The 13,280-nt window shown below is 56.3% G+C and carries 16 protein-coding genes; 3 read left to right on the top strand and 13 right to left on the bottom strand.

The window, feature by feature from the left end; genetic code table 11:
* Nucleotides 1-57 precede the first annotated feature (57 nt).
* On the top strand, nucleotides 58-906 hold the full coding sequence (gene sseA / locus B2Q93_RS18045; RefSeq protein ID WP_286933964.1) for a 3-mercaptopyruvate sulfurtransferase: 849 nt from the start codon (nucleotides 58-60) through the stop codon (nucleotides 904-906).
* Entirely contained in the window at nucleotides 906-1,676 is a 771-nt protein-coding gene (locus tag B2Q93_RS18050) for a MurR/RpiR family transcriptional regulator (RefSeq protein WP_040074508.1), read from the top strand. The genes sseA and B2Q93_RS18050 overlap by 1 nt, the downstream gene beginning before the upstream one ends.
* An 18-nt stretch (nucleotides 1,677-1,694) precedes the next feature.
* Here the strand turns inward: B2Q93_RS18050 and sseB are convergent, their stop codons facing one another.
* The 11 genes from sseB to trmJ all read right to left on the bottom strand — a co-directional run bounded on the left by sseB (nucleotide 1,695) and on the right by trmJ (nucleotide 10,490).
* Nucleotides 1,695-2,471 (bottom strand): enhanced serine sensitivity protein SseB, encoded by a 777-nt coding sequence (sseB, locus tag B2Q93_RS18055; RefSeq protein ID WP_212478458.1) that lies wholly within the window; start codon nucleotides 2,469-2,471, stop codon nucleotides 1,695-1,697.
* Nucleotides 2,472-2,583: 112 nt separating this feature from the next.
* The gene (gene pepB, locus B2Q93_RS18060) at nucleotides 2,584-3,870 is read right to left on the bottom strand and encodes an aminopeptidase PepB (protein WP_040074503.1); all 1,287 of its coding nucleotides are present in this window, start codon (nucleotides 3,868-3,870) and stop codon (nucleotides 2,584-2,586) included.
* A 53-nt stretch (nucleotides 3,871-3,923) separates the two neighbouring features.
* Nucleotides 3,924-4,124, bottom strand: coding sequence for a Fe-S cluster assembly protein IscX (gene iscX, locus B2Q93_RS18065; RefSeq protein ID WP_040074502.1), 201 nt, complete (start codon nucleotides 4,122-4,124; stop codon nucleotides 3,924-3,926).
* Between the two features lies 1 nt (nucleotide 4,125).
* Nucleotides 4,126-4,461: an ISC system 2Fe-2S type ferredoxin gene (fdx, locus tag B2Q93_RS18070; RefSeq protein WP_040074501.1), complete on the bottom strand. Its 336-nt coding sequence runs from the start codon at nucleotides 4,459-4,461 to the stop codon at nucleotides 4,126-4,128.
* A 1-nt stretch (nucleotide 4,462) separates the two neighbouring features.
* Complete coding sequence (gene hscA, locus B2Q93_RS18075) at nucleotides 4,463-6,313, bottom strand: Fe-S protein assembly chaperone HscA (protein WP_286933965.1); 1,851 nt, start codon at nucleotides 6,311-6,313, stop codon at nucleotides 4,463-4,465.
* A 14-nt stretch (nucleotides 6,314-6,327) separates the two neighbouring features.
* Nucleotides 6,328-6,843, bottom strand: a complete 516-nt coding sequence (hscB, locus tag B2Q93_RS18080) for a co-chaperone HscB (protein ID WP_046884550.1) — start codon at nucleotides 6,841-6,843, stop codon at nucleotides 6,328-6,330.
* 77 nt (nucleotides 6,844-6,920) lie between these two features.
* Nucleotides 6,921-7,244 (bottom strand): iron-sulfur cluster assembly protein IscA, encoded by a 324-nt coding sequence (gene iscA, locus B2Q93_RS18085; RefSeq protein ID WP_286933966.1) that lies wholly within the window; start codon nucleotides 7,242-7,244, stop codon nucleotides 6,921-6,923.
* A 15-nt stretch (nucleotides 7,245-7,259) separates the two neighbouring features.
* A complete protein-coding gene (iscU, locus tag B2Q93_RS18090) occupies nucleotides 7,260-7,646 on the bottom strand; it encodes a Fe-S cluster assembly scaffold IscU (protein ID WP_004866383.1) in 387 nt (128 codons plus the stop codon).
* A gap of 24 nt (nucleotides 7,647-7,670) precedes the next feature.
* Nucleotides 7,671-8,885 (bottom strand): IscS subfamily cysteine desulfurase, encoded by a 1,215-nt coding sequence (locus B2Q93_RS18095; protein ID WP_040074495.1) that lies wholly within the window; start codon nucleotides 8,883-8,885, stop codon nucleotides 7,671-7,673.
* Between the two features lie 170 nt (nucleotides 8,886-9,055).
* A complete protein-coding gene (gene iscR / locus B2Q93_RS18100; protein WP_040074494.1) occupies nucleotides 9,056-9,547 on the bottom strand; it encodes a Fe-S cluster assembly transcriptional regulator IscR in 492 nt (163 codons plus the stop codon).
* A gap of 214 nt (nucleotides 9,548-9,761) precedes the next feature.
* Complete coding sequence (gene trmJ, locus B2Q93_RS18105; protein ID WP_212478455.1) at nucleotides 9,762-10,490, bottom strand: tRNA (cytosine(32)/uridine(32)-2'-O)-methyltransferase TrmJ; 729 nt, start codon at nucleotides 10,488-10,490, stop codon at nucleotides 9,762-9,764.
* Between the two features lie 125 nt (nucleotides 10,491-10,615).
* On the opposite strand from trmJ, the gene suhB reads away from it, so the two are divergent.
* Nucleotides 10,616-11,422, top strand: a complete 807-nt coding sequence (suhB, locus tag B2Q93_RS18110) for an inositol-1-monophosphatase (protein ID WP_286933969.1) — start codon at nucleotides 10,616-10,618, stop codon at nucleotides 11,420-11,422.
* A gap of 193 nt (nucleotides 11,423-11,615) precedes the next feature.
* On the opposite strand, the gene B2Q93_RS18115 is transcribed toward suhB, so the two are convergent.
* On the bottom strand, nucleotides 11,616-12,596 hold the full coding sequence (locus B2Q93_RS18115; protein ID WP_040074491.1) for a nickel/cobalt transporter: 981 nt from the start codon (nucleotides 12,594-12,596) through the stop codon (nucleotides 11,616-11,618).
* On the bottom strand, nucleotides 12,587-13,225 hold the full coding sequence (locus B2Q93_RS18120) for a DUF1007 family protein (RefSeq protein WP_286933970.1): 639 nt from the start codon (nucleotides 13,223-13,225) through the stop codon (nucleotides 12,587-12,589). Before B2Q93_RS18120 ends, B2Q93_RS18115 begins: the two co-directional genes overlap by 10 nt.
* Nucleotides 13,226-13,280 lie beyond the last annotated feature (55 nt).

Genomic DNA, 13,280 nt, shown 5'->3' on the forward strand with positions numbered 1-13,280 from the left:
TCGGTGTCAGAAAAAACACCGACAATCCTCTTTTACGGAAAAGAACGGAGGCAACCCATGTCCACCTCATATTTTGTCGCCGCCGACTGGCTGATTGAGCACAGCGACGACCCGGAAATCCAGATCCTCGACGCGCGAATGGCCCCTGCAGGGCAGGAGCATCTCCGCGATATGACCGCTGAATACCGCGCCGGGCATCTGCCGGGGGCGGTATTTTTCGATATTGAAGCCTTATCCGATCACACCTCATCACTGCCACATATGCTTATCCGCCCGGAGGCGTTTTCCGTCGCAATGCGCGAGCTGGGCATCAGTCGCGACAAGCATCTGGTGATCTACGACGAGGGTAATCTTTTCTCCGCGCCGCGTGCCTGGTGGATGCTGAAAAATTACGGCGTTGAAAAAGTCTCTATTCTGGCGGGCGGGCTTGCGGGCTGGCAGCGGGATGAACTGCCGCTGCAGCAGGGCGACGTGACGCTGCCGGAAGGGGAGTTTGACGCAACCTTTGACCCGCATGTCGTAAAACGTCTGACCGACGTGCTGGTCGTCAGCCATGAAAAAACGGCGCAAATCGTCGATGCCCGCCCTGCCCCACGCTTCAATGCCGAAGCGGACGAGCCGCGGGCTGGCCTGAAGCGTGGCCATATTCCCGGCGCGCTAAACGTGCCCTGGGGCGATTTAGTGTTTGAAGGGGAGCTGAAAACCACCGACGAACTGCAGGCTATCTTTGAGCGTCAGGGTGTGGATCTGAGCAAACCCATTGTTGCCAGCTGCGGCTCTGGCGTCACCGCCTGCGTGGTAATTCTTGCCCTTGCTACCCTCGGTAAAACCGACGTCACGCTTTACGACGGCGCCTGGAGCGAATGGGGTGCACGGGACGATCTGCCGATTGAACCGGCTCACTAATGGATAATCGTCTGGCGACGCTTCTCACGCGCGGGGAGTCACTGACCCGCGCGGAGTACCGCGTACTTTCCCATCTGACGGAGCATCCGCTGCTGGTCGGCAACATTACGGTACGCGAGCTCGCGCAGGCGACATTCGTTTCGACCGCCACAATCATGCGGCTTTGCCAGAAGCTGGGGTTCAGCGGGTTTAGCGAATTTATCTGGCACTGTAAGCAACTGCTGTCTGACACCCCGCATATTGCCATTGAGGCCAGTGCCTCCAGCGACGTGCCCGAACTCTTCCATCGGTTTATTGCCAACTATCAGCAGACATTACAATGGGCGACGGTGGAGAAGCGTCAGCGCTTCCGCGCACTGCTTAGCGAGAAAGAGAGCTTTTTTCTGTACGGTGCCGGGTTTTCTTATCTGTTTGCCGAGTACCTGACCAAAAAACTGCAGGTATTGGGAAAAACGGCGTTTATCTCGGGGCCGGGCGACAGCCGGAATATCTTCCTCAGTAATGCCGCCCGCTATCAGGTCTTTATCGCCGTCTCGCGCAGCGGCGAAACGGAACAGGTGCTGGATAAAGCGCGGATTGCGCAGAACGTAGGGATGGTCGTGGTGGCCTTTACGCGCGCCTCGGCAAATACGCTGGCGGGCATGGCCGATCTGCATTTCGCCCTGTATGACGAAGCGGTGCACTTTGCCGCCGAGGCCGCCGGTGTCACCTCGTTTGAGTCGAACCTGGTGTTGCTGATGGATTTACTGCTGCTGGAAGCAACGGGGTGAAAAACCACCCCGTCTTCATCAAATGATACGGGTCGTTTTGAGATCGCGCAGGAACCCGCCCCAGCGACGCTCATAAAAGGGTGTAATGTGCTCGGTAATAAAGTGGCTAATGCCCTTCTCGCCTTTCAACACCTGACAGATATCAATAGGTTCATCGCCCGGCAGCGTGTCGGTCGCCACACTGCCCGCCGCCTGGATAATCTCATCGATATCGCCGTCTGCCTCAATGCCAATCAACAGCACAGGCTGCTCGTCGGCTCGCTCTTTGATGGAGCAGAGAAACGCGCGTCTGACGGGCTTCATGGTTTTAAACAGCGTGGTTAAAGAGTCAATCATCTGCGCCGGCGGCTCGGCCACTTCTGAGAGCAGCAGCGTTTCGCCCCCTTCCAGCACCTCCTGCGTGCTGAGCGGATTGCCTTCTTCACCCATCAGATGACTGATTTCGCGTGGGGTAAACTCTTTCCCGGTCGGCAATTTGGCGTTAAGGAACAACGTCTGGCCCAGGGTCATCTCAAAAAGGGTACGTACGGGCATGACCACAAACGCCTGTTCGTCTTCCACCGCTGTCTGTAGGGCTTCAAGAGAGGTGAAGAACGGGATCACCGACGTGCCGTCGTCTTTCTCCCAGTGCAGCAGATCCAGCGCGCTGTCTTCAACAACTTGCTCACCTTCCGCCGCGGTACCGGGCACCCAGACGGTAGACTCCAGCAGCGTGCGGAAAAATGCCGGACGGTGGGCGGGCTCGGTCGCCGCCTGCTCCAGCAGGGTTTCTAATTCGTTTTTGGTTTCGGACATAATTATTCCAGATGGTGCATTCGCCCCCTCACCCCGGCCCTCTCCCTCAAGGGAGAGGGAGCAAACCATCCCCTCTCCACCATGGGAGAGGGTCAGGGTGAAGCGGTAACAGTTACTCTGCCGTCAGCAGGTTTGCAATGGTACGCACGCCCAGCCCGGTTGCCCCTGCGGACCACTGTTCAACCGCCGCTTTGCGGTAGGTCGCAGAGCAATCGATGTGCAGCCAGCCTTCGCGGTAGTTTTCAACAAAGTGGGACAGGAAACCTGCCGCCGTGCTTGCTCCCGCCGGGTAGGCGGCGCTGGCAGTGTTGTTCAGCTCGGCAAAGTTAGAGGGCAACTGGCTGCGGTGGAACTCGGCCAGCGGCAGACGCCAGAAGGGTTCGTTTTCTTCGGCAGCACTCGCCAGTACGCGAGCCGCCAGCTTGTCGTCGAAGCTGAACAGCGCGTGGTAGTCATTACCCAACGCGGTTTTCGCGGCACCGGTCAGGGTCGCCATATCGATAATCAGCTCAGGTTTCTGGGCAGAGGCATCGATCAGGCCATCGGCCAGCACCAGACGGCCTTCGGCGTCGGTGTTCATCACCTCCACATTTTTACCGTTGCGGTAGCGAATAATGTCGCCCAGCTTAAAGGCATTGCCGCTAACCATGTTATCCGCGCAGCACAGGTACAGCTTCACACGCTTATTCAGACCACGGGTAATGGCGAAAGCCAGCGCACCGGTAATGGTGGCCGCGCCGCCCATATCGGACTTCATGGAGTCCATAAAGGCGCTCTGCTTCAGGCTGTAACCACCGGTATCGAAGGTGATGCCTTTACCGACCAGGCAGGCAAATACGGGCGCTTCTTTATCACCGGTTGGGTTGTAGTCCAGCGCCAGCAGCACCGGCGGACGCTCAGAGCCGCGGCCCACGGTGTGGATGCCCATATAGTTCTGCTCGCGCAGATCTTCACCTTTGGTGATGCGGTAAGACATGTTGTCCCCCGCCACGCCGCAGAGCAGGTCAACGGCACGCTGCGCCAGCTGCTCAGGACCGAGCTCTTCCGCCGGCGCGTTGATGGTGTCACGTACCCAGTCAATAATGGTCAGACGGCTTTCCAGCTCTTTCTGTCCGGCTTCGTCGAGGTTCGCCCACTCGATTTTACGGGTGCCTTTCGGCCCTTTATATCCGGCCCAGAATGCCCAGCTACGATCGATATCCCAGCCTTCACCCGCTAAAGAGACATGTTTAATGCCAAGACCGTCGATTTTACGTGCTGCGCGTTGAATCAGACCGGCGTCATCCTGGCCCGTCAGGTGCAGGGTAATACCGTCGTTATTGATACTGTAAGTGGCTTTTTCGCCCCAGCGCGCGTCGGCTGGCTGATGCGAAATCGTAATCTTCATCGCTTCGGTCATTTTATTTATCCTTATTAGCAAACGGGCCGCCTGAAGGCAGCCCGTAATGTGATTTAGCTAGCCTCATCTAACCAGACTAACAGAATCGCCTCCAGAATTTTTTCATTGGATGCGTTAGGATCATCGTCAAAATCCTCCAAATCGCAGATCCACTGGTGCATATCGGTGAATCGTACGGTCCTGGGATCAAGATCCGGGTTCGCGTCATAAAGCGCTTCGCCGATTTCACGGCTGTCTGTCCACTTCAGTCCCATATCAATGCTCGCGTGCGTGGTTAATGGTGTAACGCGGGAATTCGACCACCAGATCTTCATCGGTGACGCGTGCCTGGCAGCTTAAACGGCTGTCTGGCTCCAGACCCCATGCTTTATCCAGCATGTCATCTTCGTCTTCGGTGCTTTCGGCGAGCGAGTCAAAACCTTCACGTACGACGCAGTGGCAGGTTGTGCAGGCACAGGATTTTTCACAGGCGTGTTCCACTTCAATACCGTTACGCAGGGCAACGTCAAGGATGGTTTCGCCGGTCTCAGCTTCCAGAACTGCGCCATCCGGACAGAGGTCCGCATGAGGCAGAAAAACAATCTTTGGCATATTAAACCTCGTCCACGGAGTGGCCTTTCAGCGCGACACGGACCGACTGATCCATACGGCGAGCGGCAAACTCCTGGGTTTGTTTATCAACGTTTTTAATCGCTTGTTCTATGGCGTCAGCGTCATTGCCTTCTGCTACCGCATGCAGTTGTGCGATGGCATCGTCAATGGCCTGACGTTCTGCGGCGCTTAGCAGCGCGGCATCGGCAGTGAGCGCACCGGTCAGGCTTTCCAGCACACGTGCGGCTTCAACTTTTTGTTCAGCCAGCATACGCGCCTTCACGTCCTGTTCGGCAAAGCTCATTGAGTCCTGAATCATGGAGGCGATTTCGCCCTCGGTCAGCCCGTAAGACGGCTTAACCTGAATGGAGGATTCGACACCGGTGGATTTTTCCATCGCCGTCACGCTCAGCAGGCCATCGGCATCCACCTGGAAGGTGACACGAATATGTGCCCCGCCCGCAGGCAGCGCCGGGATCCCGCGCAGCGCAAAGCGCGCCAGCGAGCGGCAATCCTGTACCAGCTCACGTTCACCCTGCATCACGTGAATAGACATGGCGGTCTGGCCATCTTTAAAGGTGGTGAACTCCTGCGCACGCGCCACCGGAATGGTGGTATTACGCGGGATCACTTTCTCCACCAGGCCACCCATGGTTTCGAGCCCCAGGGAGAGCGGGATCACATCCAGCAACAGCATTTCGCTGTCCGGTTTGTTCCCCACCAGAATATCCGCCTGAATCGCCGCCCCGATAGCGACCACTTTGTCCGGGTCGATAGAGGTCAGTGGCGTACGGCCAAAGAACTCACCCACGCGCTCACGCACCAGCGGTACGCGGGTTGAACCGCCCACCATGACCACTTCCAGTACGTCCTGCGCCTCTACGCCAGCATCTTTCAATGCGCGACGGCAGGCCAGCAGCGTGCGTTTAACCAGGGAGGCGATCAGGTCATTAAACTGGTCACGGGTGATCTCCCCCTTCCAGCCAGCGACCTCAACGGTGACGCTTTGTGCATCGCTAAGGGCAATTTTGGCCGCAATCGCCGCATCCAGCAGTTCACGCTGTACGCGCGCGTCGCTGCGATCGTCAATCCCCGCCTGCAGGCGAATGAAATCTGCCAGCAGGTGGTCGAAGTCATCACCGCCCAGGGCTGAATCACCACCGGTGGCCAGCACTTCGAATACGCCGCGGCTCAGGCGCAAAATAGAGATATCAAAGGTCCCACCGCCAAGATCGAAGACGGCAATGACCCCTTCCTGACCGGAGTCGAGGCCGTAGGCAATGGCGGCGGCGGTTGGTTCATTGAGCAGACGCAGAACGTGCAGGCCCGCCAGACGCGCGGCGTCTTTGGTGCCTTGACGTTGTGCATCGTCAAAATAGGCCGGAACGGTGATCACTACGCCATCCAGTTCGCCCTGCAGCGAGTCAGTGGCGCGCGCGGCCAGCGCTTTAAGAATGTCTGAAGAGACACGAATCGGGTTGAGCAAACCGGCAGCGGTGGCAATCATCGGCAGACCGTTCTCACTCGCCTGCAGCTGATACGGCAGATGCGGGTAACGGGTCTGGATGTCGGCCAGGGAACGGCCCATCATGCGCTTCACAGAGCTAATGGTATTAGCCGGATCTTTGGCAGCATTAGCACGCGCGTGGTAACCGACCGTGTGACCCTGTTGCTGGTAGTGGACCACCGACGGCAACAGGTGCTGGCCCTGTTCATCTGCCAGCGTACTGGCCTCGCCGCTACGCACGGTTGCCACCAGCGAGTTGGTGGTGCCTAAATCAATGCCCACCGCCAGACGACGCTGGTGCGGCGCAGCACTTAAACCGGGCTCACTAATTTGTAATAAGGCCATAATTGCTTCCGAAATTAAAAATCGAGCAGCTTTTCTTCGAGTTGTTCAGCACTGCTTCGCAGTTTATCGAGAAAACGGAGTTTGCGTACCGTGTCGGCCGCTACGTCCCACGTCTCATTGTTCAACTGCTCCACCATCTGCTGATGGCGGGTATCAAACATGCCCTTCACGCGGGTGATAAAACGTTCCAGACGCGCTTCGTCTTTGGCTTGTTCAATCTCATCCAGCTCTTCGCGCAGTTCCAGCTGTTCCATCAGGAACGCGGTATCACGTACGGTATGCTGTTCGCTCGCCAGGTCGAAACCGTGGAGCGAGAGCAGATACTCAGCGCGGGTCAGAGGATGACGCAGCGTCTGCCAGGCCTGATTGATGGTGGCAGAGTGTGAAACGGCAGCCAACTGTTCTGACTGCGTCCCACTCGCGAATTTATCCGGATGATACTGGCGCTGCAGATCCTGAAAGCGGGTCGTTAAAGCCGGGATATCGATCGGGTATTGAGCGGGTAGTCCGAAGAGTGTGAAGTAATCCATAACAATCTCAGGGGTAGCCTGTTAGAACAAACCCCACGCGCAGGTAACTGCGGTGGGGTTATTCGGGTGACGCACAATCAAACGTGGAAGCTTTCGCCGCAGCCGCACTCATCTTTTACGTTCGGGTTGGTGAATTTAAACCCTTCGTTCAGACCTTCTTTAACAAAGTCCAGCTGAGTGCCGTTGAGGAACTGTAGGCTTTTGCCATCGACCACCACCCTCACGCCCTTGTCTTCAAACACGGTATCGTCAGACGCCGGTTCATCAACGAACTCCAGGACGTACGCCATGCCAGAGCAGCCGGAAGTCCGCACGCCCAGGCGCAGGCCAAAACCTTTACCACGGTTTGCCAGGAAGGCGCTTACGCGCGCGGCAGCGCTGTCGCTAAGGGTAATCGACATAACAACCTCAACTAATTATTTTGCTTCACGTTTACTTTTGTAATCCGCAATTGCGGCTTTGATCGCGTCTTCTGCCAGGATAGAGCAGTGAATTTTCACCGGCGGCAGTTCGAGTTCATCGGCGATATCGGTGTTTTTAATCGCCTGCGCTTCGTCCAGAGACTTGCCTTTCACCCATTCGGTGACCAGCGAGCTGGAGGCAATGGCGGAACCGCAGCCGTAAGTCTTGAAGCGCGCATCTTCAATGATACCTTCATTGTTAACTTTGATCTGCAGCTTCATGACGTCGCCACACGCCGGTGCGCCAACCATGCCGCTACCTACGCTGTCGTCGCTGTTGTCGAAAGAGCCAACGTTGCGTGGGTTCTCGTAATGATCAATAACTTTTTCGCTGTATGCCATGATTGAATTCTCCTTATAAACCGATTAGTGATGTGACCATTCAATGCTGTTCAGATCCACGCCTTCTTTGAACATTTCCCACAGAGGAGAAAGCTCACGCAGACGGCCAATGGAGTTGCGAACCAGCTTGATGGTGTAGTCAATCTCTTCATCGGTAGTAAAACGACCTAAAGAGAAACGAATGGAGCTGTGTGCCAGCTCGTCGGTCATGCCCAGCGCGCGCAGCACGTAGGATGGCTCGAGGCTTGCAGAAGTACAGGCAGAACCGGAAGAGACCGCCAGATCTTTCAGCGCCATGATCAGCGATTCGCCTTCAACGTAGTTAAAGCTGACGTTGAGGATGTTTGGCGCGCCCTGCTCAAGATCGCCGTTCAGATACACTTCTTCCATATCTTTCACGCCATCCCACAGACGGTTACGCAGCGTACGCAGGCGTGCCATCTCGGTTTCCATCTCTTCTTTGGCGATACGATACGCTTCGCCCATGCCCACGATCTGGTGAACAGGCAGAGTACCGGAACGCATGCCGCGCTCGTGACCGCCGCCGTGCATCTGGGATTCGATACGGATACGCGGTTTGCGACGCACATACAGCGCGCCAATGCCTTTCGGGCCATAGATTTTGTGGCCGGAGAAGGACATCAGATCCACTTTCAGCTGGCTCAGGTCGATAGGCAGTTTGCCCACGCTCTGGGTTGCATCCACGTGGTAGATAATACCGCGTGCACGGCACAGTTCGCCGATGGTGGCGATATCCTGAACCACGCCAATTTCGTTGTTTACGTGCATGATGGAGACCAGAATGGTGTCATCACGCATTGCCGCTTCGAGCTCTTTCAGGTCGATGATACCGTTGCTCTGCGGGGCGAGGTAGGTCACTTCAAACCCTTCACGCTCCAGCTGACGGCAGGTATCCAGCACGGCTTTGTGCTCGGTTTTGCTGGTGATGATGTGCTTGCCTTTTTTCTGATAGAAGTTGGCCGCACCTTTAATCGCCAGGTTATCGGATTCGGTGGCACCGGAGGTGAAAACAATTTCACGCGGGTCAGCGCCAACCAGCTCAGCAATCTGATTACGGGCGATATCAACCGCCTCTTCAGCATGCCAGCCAAAACGGTGTGAACGGGAGGCAGGGTTACCAAAGTTTCCGTCCAGGGTCAGACACTGCATCATTTTCTCGGCAACACGCGGGTCCACCGGCGTGGTTGCGGAGTAATCGAGATAGATCGGTAATTTCATTGCTCTTTAAACTCCGTACATCGCTTCAATGCAAGGAATCAGGCTACCGGCTGGATGTACGACCGAGTACACGGGGCGAGTTAACGCCCCGGCCTGATTCTAAAATTCTTTATAATTTTTACCCTGACTATTTTGCGGGGCTGCAACGCACCGAAAACAGGCCAGGGAAACTACGCGCGCAGTTTAACGTCGATGGCGTCTTGCGTGCGGGTATTGCGCTGTGCTTCGTGATTATGCTGACGGTCAGAGACGTCCAGCACTTCCTGGTTGTTAACCAGTTCACCGATGGTGATGTTGTTCAGGAAGCCGGTCAGACGGTCGCTCAGGTCGCGCCACAGCGCGTGCGTCAGGCATTTATCACCACCCTGACAACCCCCTTTGCCCTGGCAGCGGGTCGCGTCAACGGACTCGTCCACTGCGCTAATGACTTCGCCAACCGCAATACTGCCTGCGTCTTTACCCAGTAAATAACCACCGCCAGGACCACGGACGCTGGAAACCAGGCCATTTTTACGCAGTCTTGAAAACAGCTGTTCCAGATAAGAGAGGGAAATTCCCTGACGTTCAGAAATATCAGCCAACGGTACCGGGCCCGCTTCGGAGTTGAGCGCAACGTCCAGCATCGCGGTCACGGCATAACGCCCTTTAGATGTCAGTCTCATGTCTTACTTAACCTCAAACTCGCCCCTGCCCGGGGTTTTTTATTGTAAAATGGGGTATTGCATAGCAGGGCCAAGTCTGACATTCCCGACTAAAATGGTCAACTATTTAGTTGACTGTTTTAGTCAGGTATTTAACCTTCTGTGCCGTATCATAAAAGTGCGGCCTGATGCCCTCACCTCTCCCCTCTTCCAGGGGAAAAGTGAGAGAGTGGCGCTACTCTTTATTCTTCTGCTCAATCGACGCCAGAATGCCGCGCAGGATATTCAGCTCCTGGCTTTCCGGACGGGCGCGCGTAAACAGACGACGCAGCTTATTCATAACCTGACCCGGATGGTCGGCGCGGATAAACCCGGTGCCCAGCAGCGTTTTTTCAAGGTGCCCGTAGAACCGTTCCAGATCGTCCACCAGCGGGTATGGCGCCTCTTCCGGCTCGGTGGCCGGCGCGTTTTCCTGGGTTGCCAGCCATGCCATACGCACTTCGTAAGCAATAACCTGTACCGCCATCGCCAGGTTCAGCGAGCTGTATTCCGGGTTCGCTGCAATGGCCACGTGATAATGGCACTTTTGCAACTCTTCGTTAGTCAGGCCGACGCGTTCACGGCCAAACACCAGCGCCACAGGGGCGTGCTGCCCTTCAGCAACGCTTTTCAGACCGCATTCGCGAGGGTCAAGCATTGGCCACGGCAGCGTGCGGGAGCGTGCACTGGTGCCAACAACCAGGCTGCAACCCGCCAGGGCTTCATCCAGGGTATCGACGATTTGCGCGTTACCGATGACATCGCTGGCACCCGCCGCGAGCGCAATGGCCTGTGAGTCGGGTTTGACCAGCGGGTTAACCAGCCAGAGGTTGGTTAAGCCCATGGTTTTCATCGCGCGGGCCACGGAGCCCATGTTGCCGGTATGCGAGGTTTCGACCAGCACAATTCGAATATTTTGCAGCATAATTTTTCTGAGTCTGAAGAATATTCGGCCATGCTACCATAAACGGAAGACATATTCCGAACTCGCTGCTATACTCTGCGCCGTTTTCGTATCCCCCGTTCTTTAACATCCAGTGAGAGTAACCGATGCAACATCCAATGTTGACCATCGCCGTGCGCGCAGCGCGCAAGGCGGGTAATGTAATTGCCAAGCACTACGAGACGCCAGATTCCGTAGAAACCAGCCAGAAAGGCAGCAATGATTTTGTGACCAACGTCGATAAAGCCGCAGAAGCGATGATTATCGAAACCATTCGCAAATCTTACCCGCAACACACCATCATCACCGAAGAAAGCGGTGAGCACGTGGGCGAAGATCAGGATGTTCAATGGATTATCGATCCGCTGGATGGCACCACCAACTTCGTAAAACGTCTGCCCCACTTTGCTGTTTCTATCGCCGTACGCATTAAAGGCCGTACTGAAGTCGCCGTGGTTTACGATCCAATGCGTAACGAACTCTTCACCGCGACCCGCGGCCAGGGCGCACAGCTGAACGGCTACCGTCTGCGCGGCAGCAACGCCCGCGATCTGGATGGCACTATTCTGGCGACCGGCTTCCCGTTCAAAGCGAAACAGCACGCTCCTGCCTATATGAAGGTACTGGGCAAACTCTTTACTGAATGTGCTGACTTCCGTCGCACCGGTTCTGCAGCACTGGATCTGGCATACGTTGCCGCAGCGCGCGTGGATGGCTATTTTGAAATTGGCCTTAAGCCATGGGACTTTGCCGCAGGCGAGCTGATTGCCCGTGAAGCCGGCGCGCTGGTGTGTGATTTCACCGGTGGTCACAACTACATGATGACGGGCAACCTTGTTGCCGGTAATCCGCGCGTCGTCAAAGCCATGCTGGCCAGCATGCGTGACGAACTGAGCGAAGCGCTGAAGCGTTAATCTCTGTGGGCGGGTGAGGTTTTCCTCACCCGCTACTGCCGCAAATCTCTCACGCGCTCAAGCCAACAGCGAACGCAGAGCACCGCAAAACATCCCCGCAATTTAACTCTCAGCGCCGAATAACAGTGACAAATACACCGCACTGTAAGATCCAGCTGCGCCCAGTCCAGCCGACCCGTTGTCGGCAGAGAGACTAAAACGGCCGCAGCCCTCGTCCTACCGGAACCGCACTGACCCACATCACTACTGCAGCCGCGAGCAACATCACCCCGCCGGCCAGGGCTAAGGTCGTCCAGCCAATTTGCTGCCACAGTACAGGGGTTTTATTGCCGCTAAGCCTGATGGCCAACTGGCGAAAGCTATGCACCAGCAACGCCAGCGCGCTGATGGTAATAGAGGTGCCTGCCGACATCGCCAGGGCAGAGATGACGCCCCAACCGAAGACGCCGATAACTTTACTGAAGAGCAATACCATAATCGCCCCGGAGCAGGGCCGCATCCCCATAGAGAGAATGATCATCAGTCTGGCGCGCCAGTCATCGCCTTGCTGTAATTGCGCCCCGGTGGGCAGATGTTGATGGCCGCAACCACAGTGGGCATCGTGCACATGATGCGGCGCAAAACGTTTAAACGTCGGCTTACGCAGCAACGCACGTAACTTTTTTATTGCCCGCCAGCAGAGCATCACTCCCAGTACCCCCACTAGCGCATAGCTCCCCTTTTCTAGCCAGAAACTGCTGGCATGAAGCTGGCGTGCGGGCAGTTGCAGAAGCGTTAGCACCACGATCACTAACGCAATGGCCACCAGCCCCTGCAGCAGCGAGGAGGCAAGCGTCAGGCCAATACTGGATTTCAGCTTAGAGGGATGGGTTGCCAGCCATGTAGTAATAACAATCTTGCCATGCCCGGGCCCGAGCGCATGCAGCACACCATAGAGAAAGCTGAAAATCAGCAGCGAACCGCCCGCACGGGCAGGGTTATCCGCCACCGCCTTCAGCAACCCGCTCATCTGCTGGTTAACCTCACGCTGCCAGATAACGCTCTGCATCATGACCTGCGGCCAGGCCTGCCATAACCAGATTGCTGCCCCGACGGCCAGTAGCATAAAGAGTCCCAGCGGCCAGAGATGCAGCCAGCGGCGCTGTTTGGTGGGCTGAGAAAAGGTTACTGACATTGTAAGGTCACCTGTTGAGCAAACTGTTTACCGAGGTCCATGTCCTCCGGCGGCGCATCGTCCTTATCAAGAGAAATGGCAAAATTGAGCGTCTCTTCGCTGGGCTCGGGGGTATGAACCGCGAGGGAACATTTTTTCTGCAGCGCGGCTGGCAGCGTGACATCGCCATCTTCGGCGTAGCTCATGTCCACATAATAAGAGGGATCGAAGGTAGAGAAGGTGTAGGTCTGCCCGGCCAGCGGCTGCGGTTGCGCCAGCGGCAGCACAAAGGTCAGCACGGCCTGGTGATCCTCGCGGCTCATGCCGTACTCCGTAGGACGATTGAGAAACTTCACCTTCTGCCCGTTATGCCAGAATTCGGTGAAGTAGTGCTGACCGAGCACATTGGCCATCACTTCTGCCGCCAGCTTTTTCCAGATCTTATCTCCCGGACGCGCATCGCCGGCGTCGTACAGCAGATCGGCGGAGGTCATTTCATCCATGGTCCAGCGCATCTTAAGCCCGGTAAGTTGACTGTCGTTAGCCACGATCTCGGTTTTGAGGGTGATAAAACTGTGAGGATGCGCGGCCACGGCAGAAGATATTACCGCCAAAAATAGCGCCGCAGCGCTTTGTTTAACTATTTGCATCTCTTCCTCACGTCAAAAATTCTGTGATGTCCGCCCGCATTCCTGAAGGAAAGAG

The sequence above is a fragment of the Leclercia sp. UBA5958 genome, assembly GCF_002430365.1.
GTDB lineage: Bacteria > Pseudomonadota > Gammaproteobacteria > Enterobacterales > Enterobacteriaceae > Enterobacter > Enterobacter pneumoniae.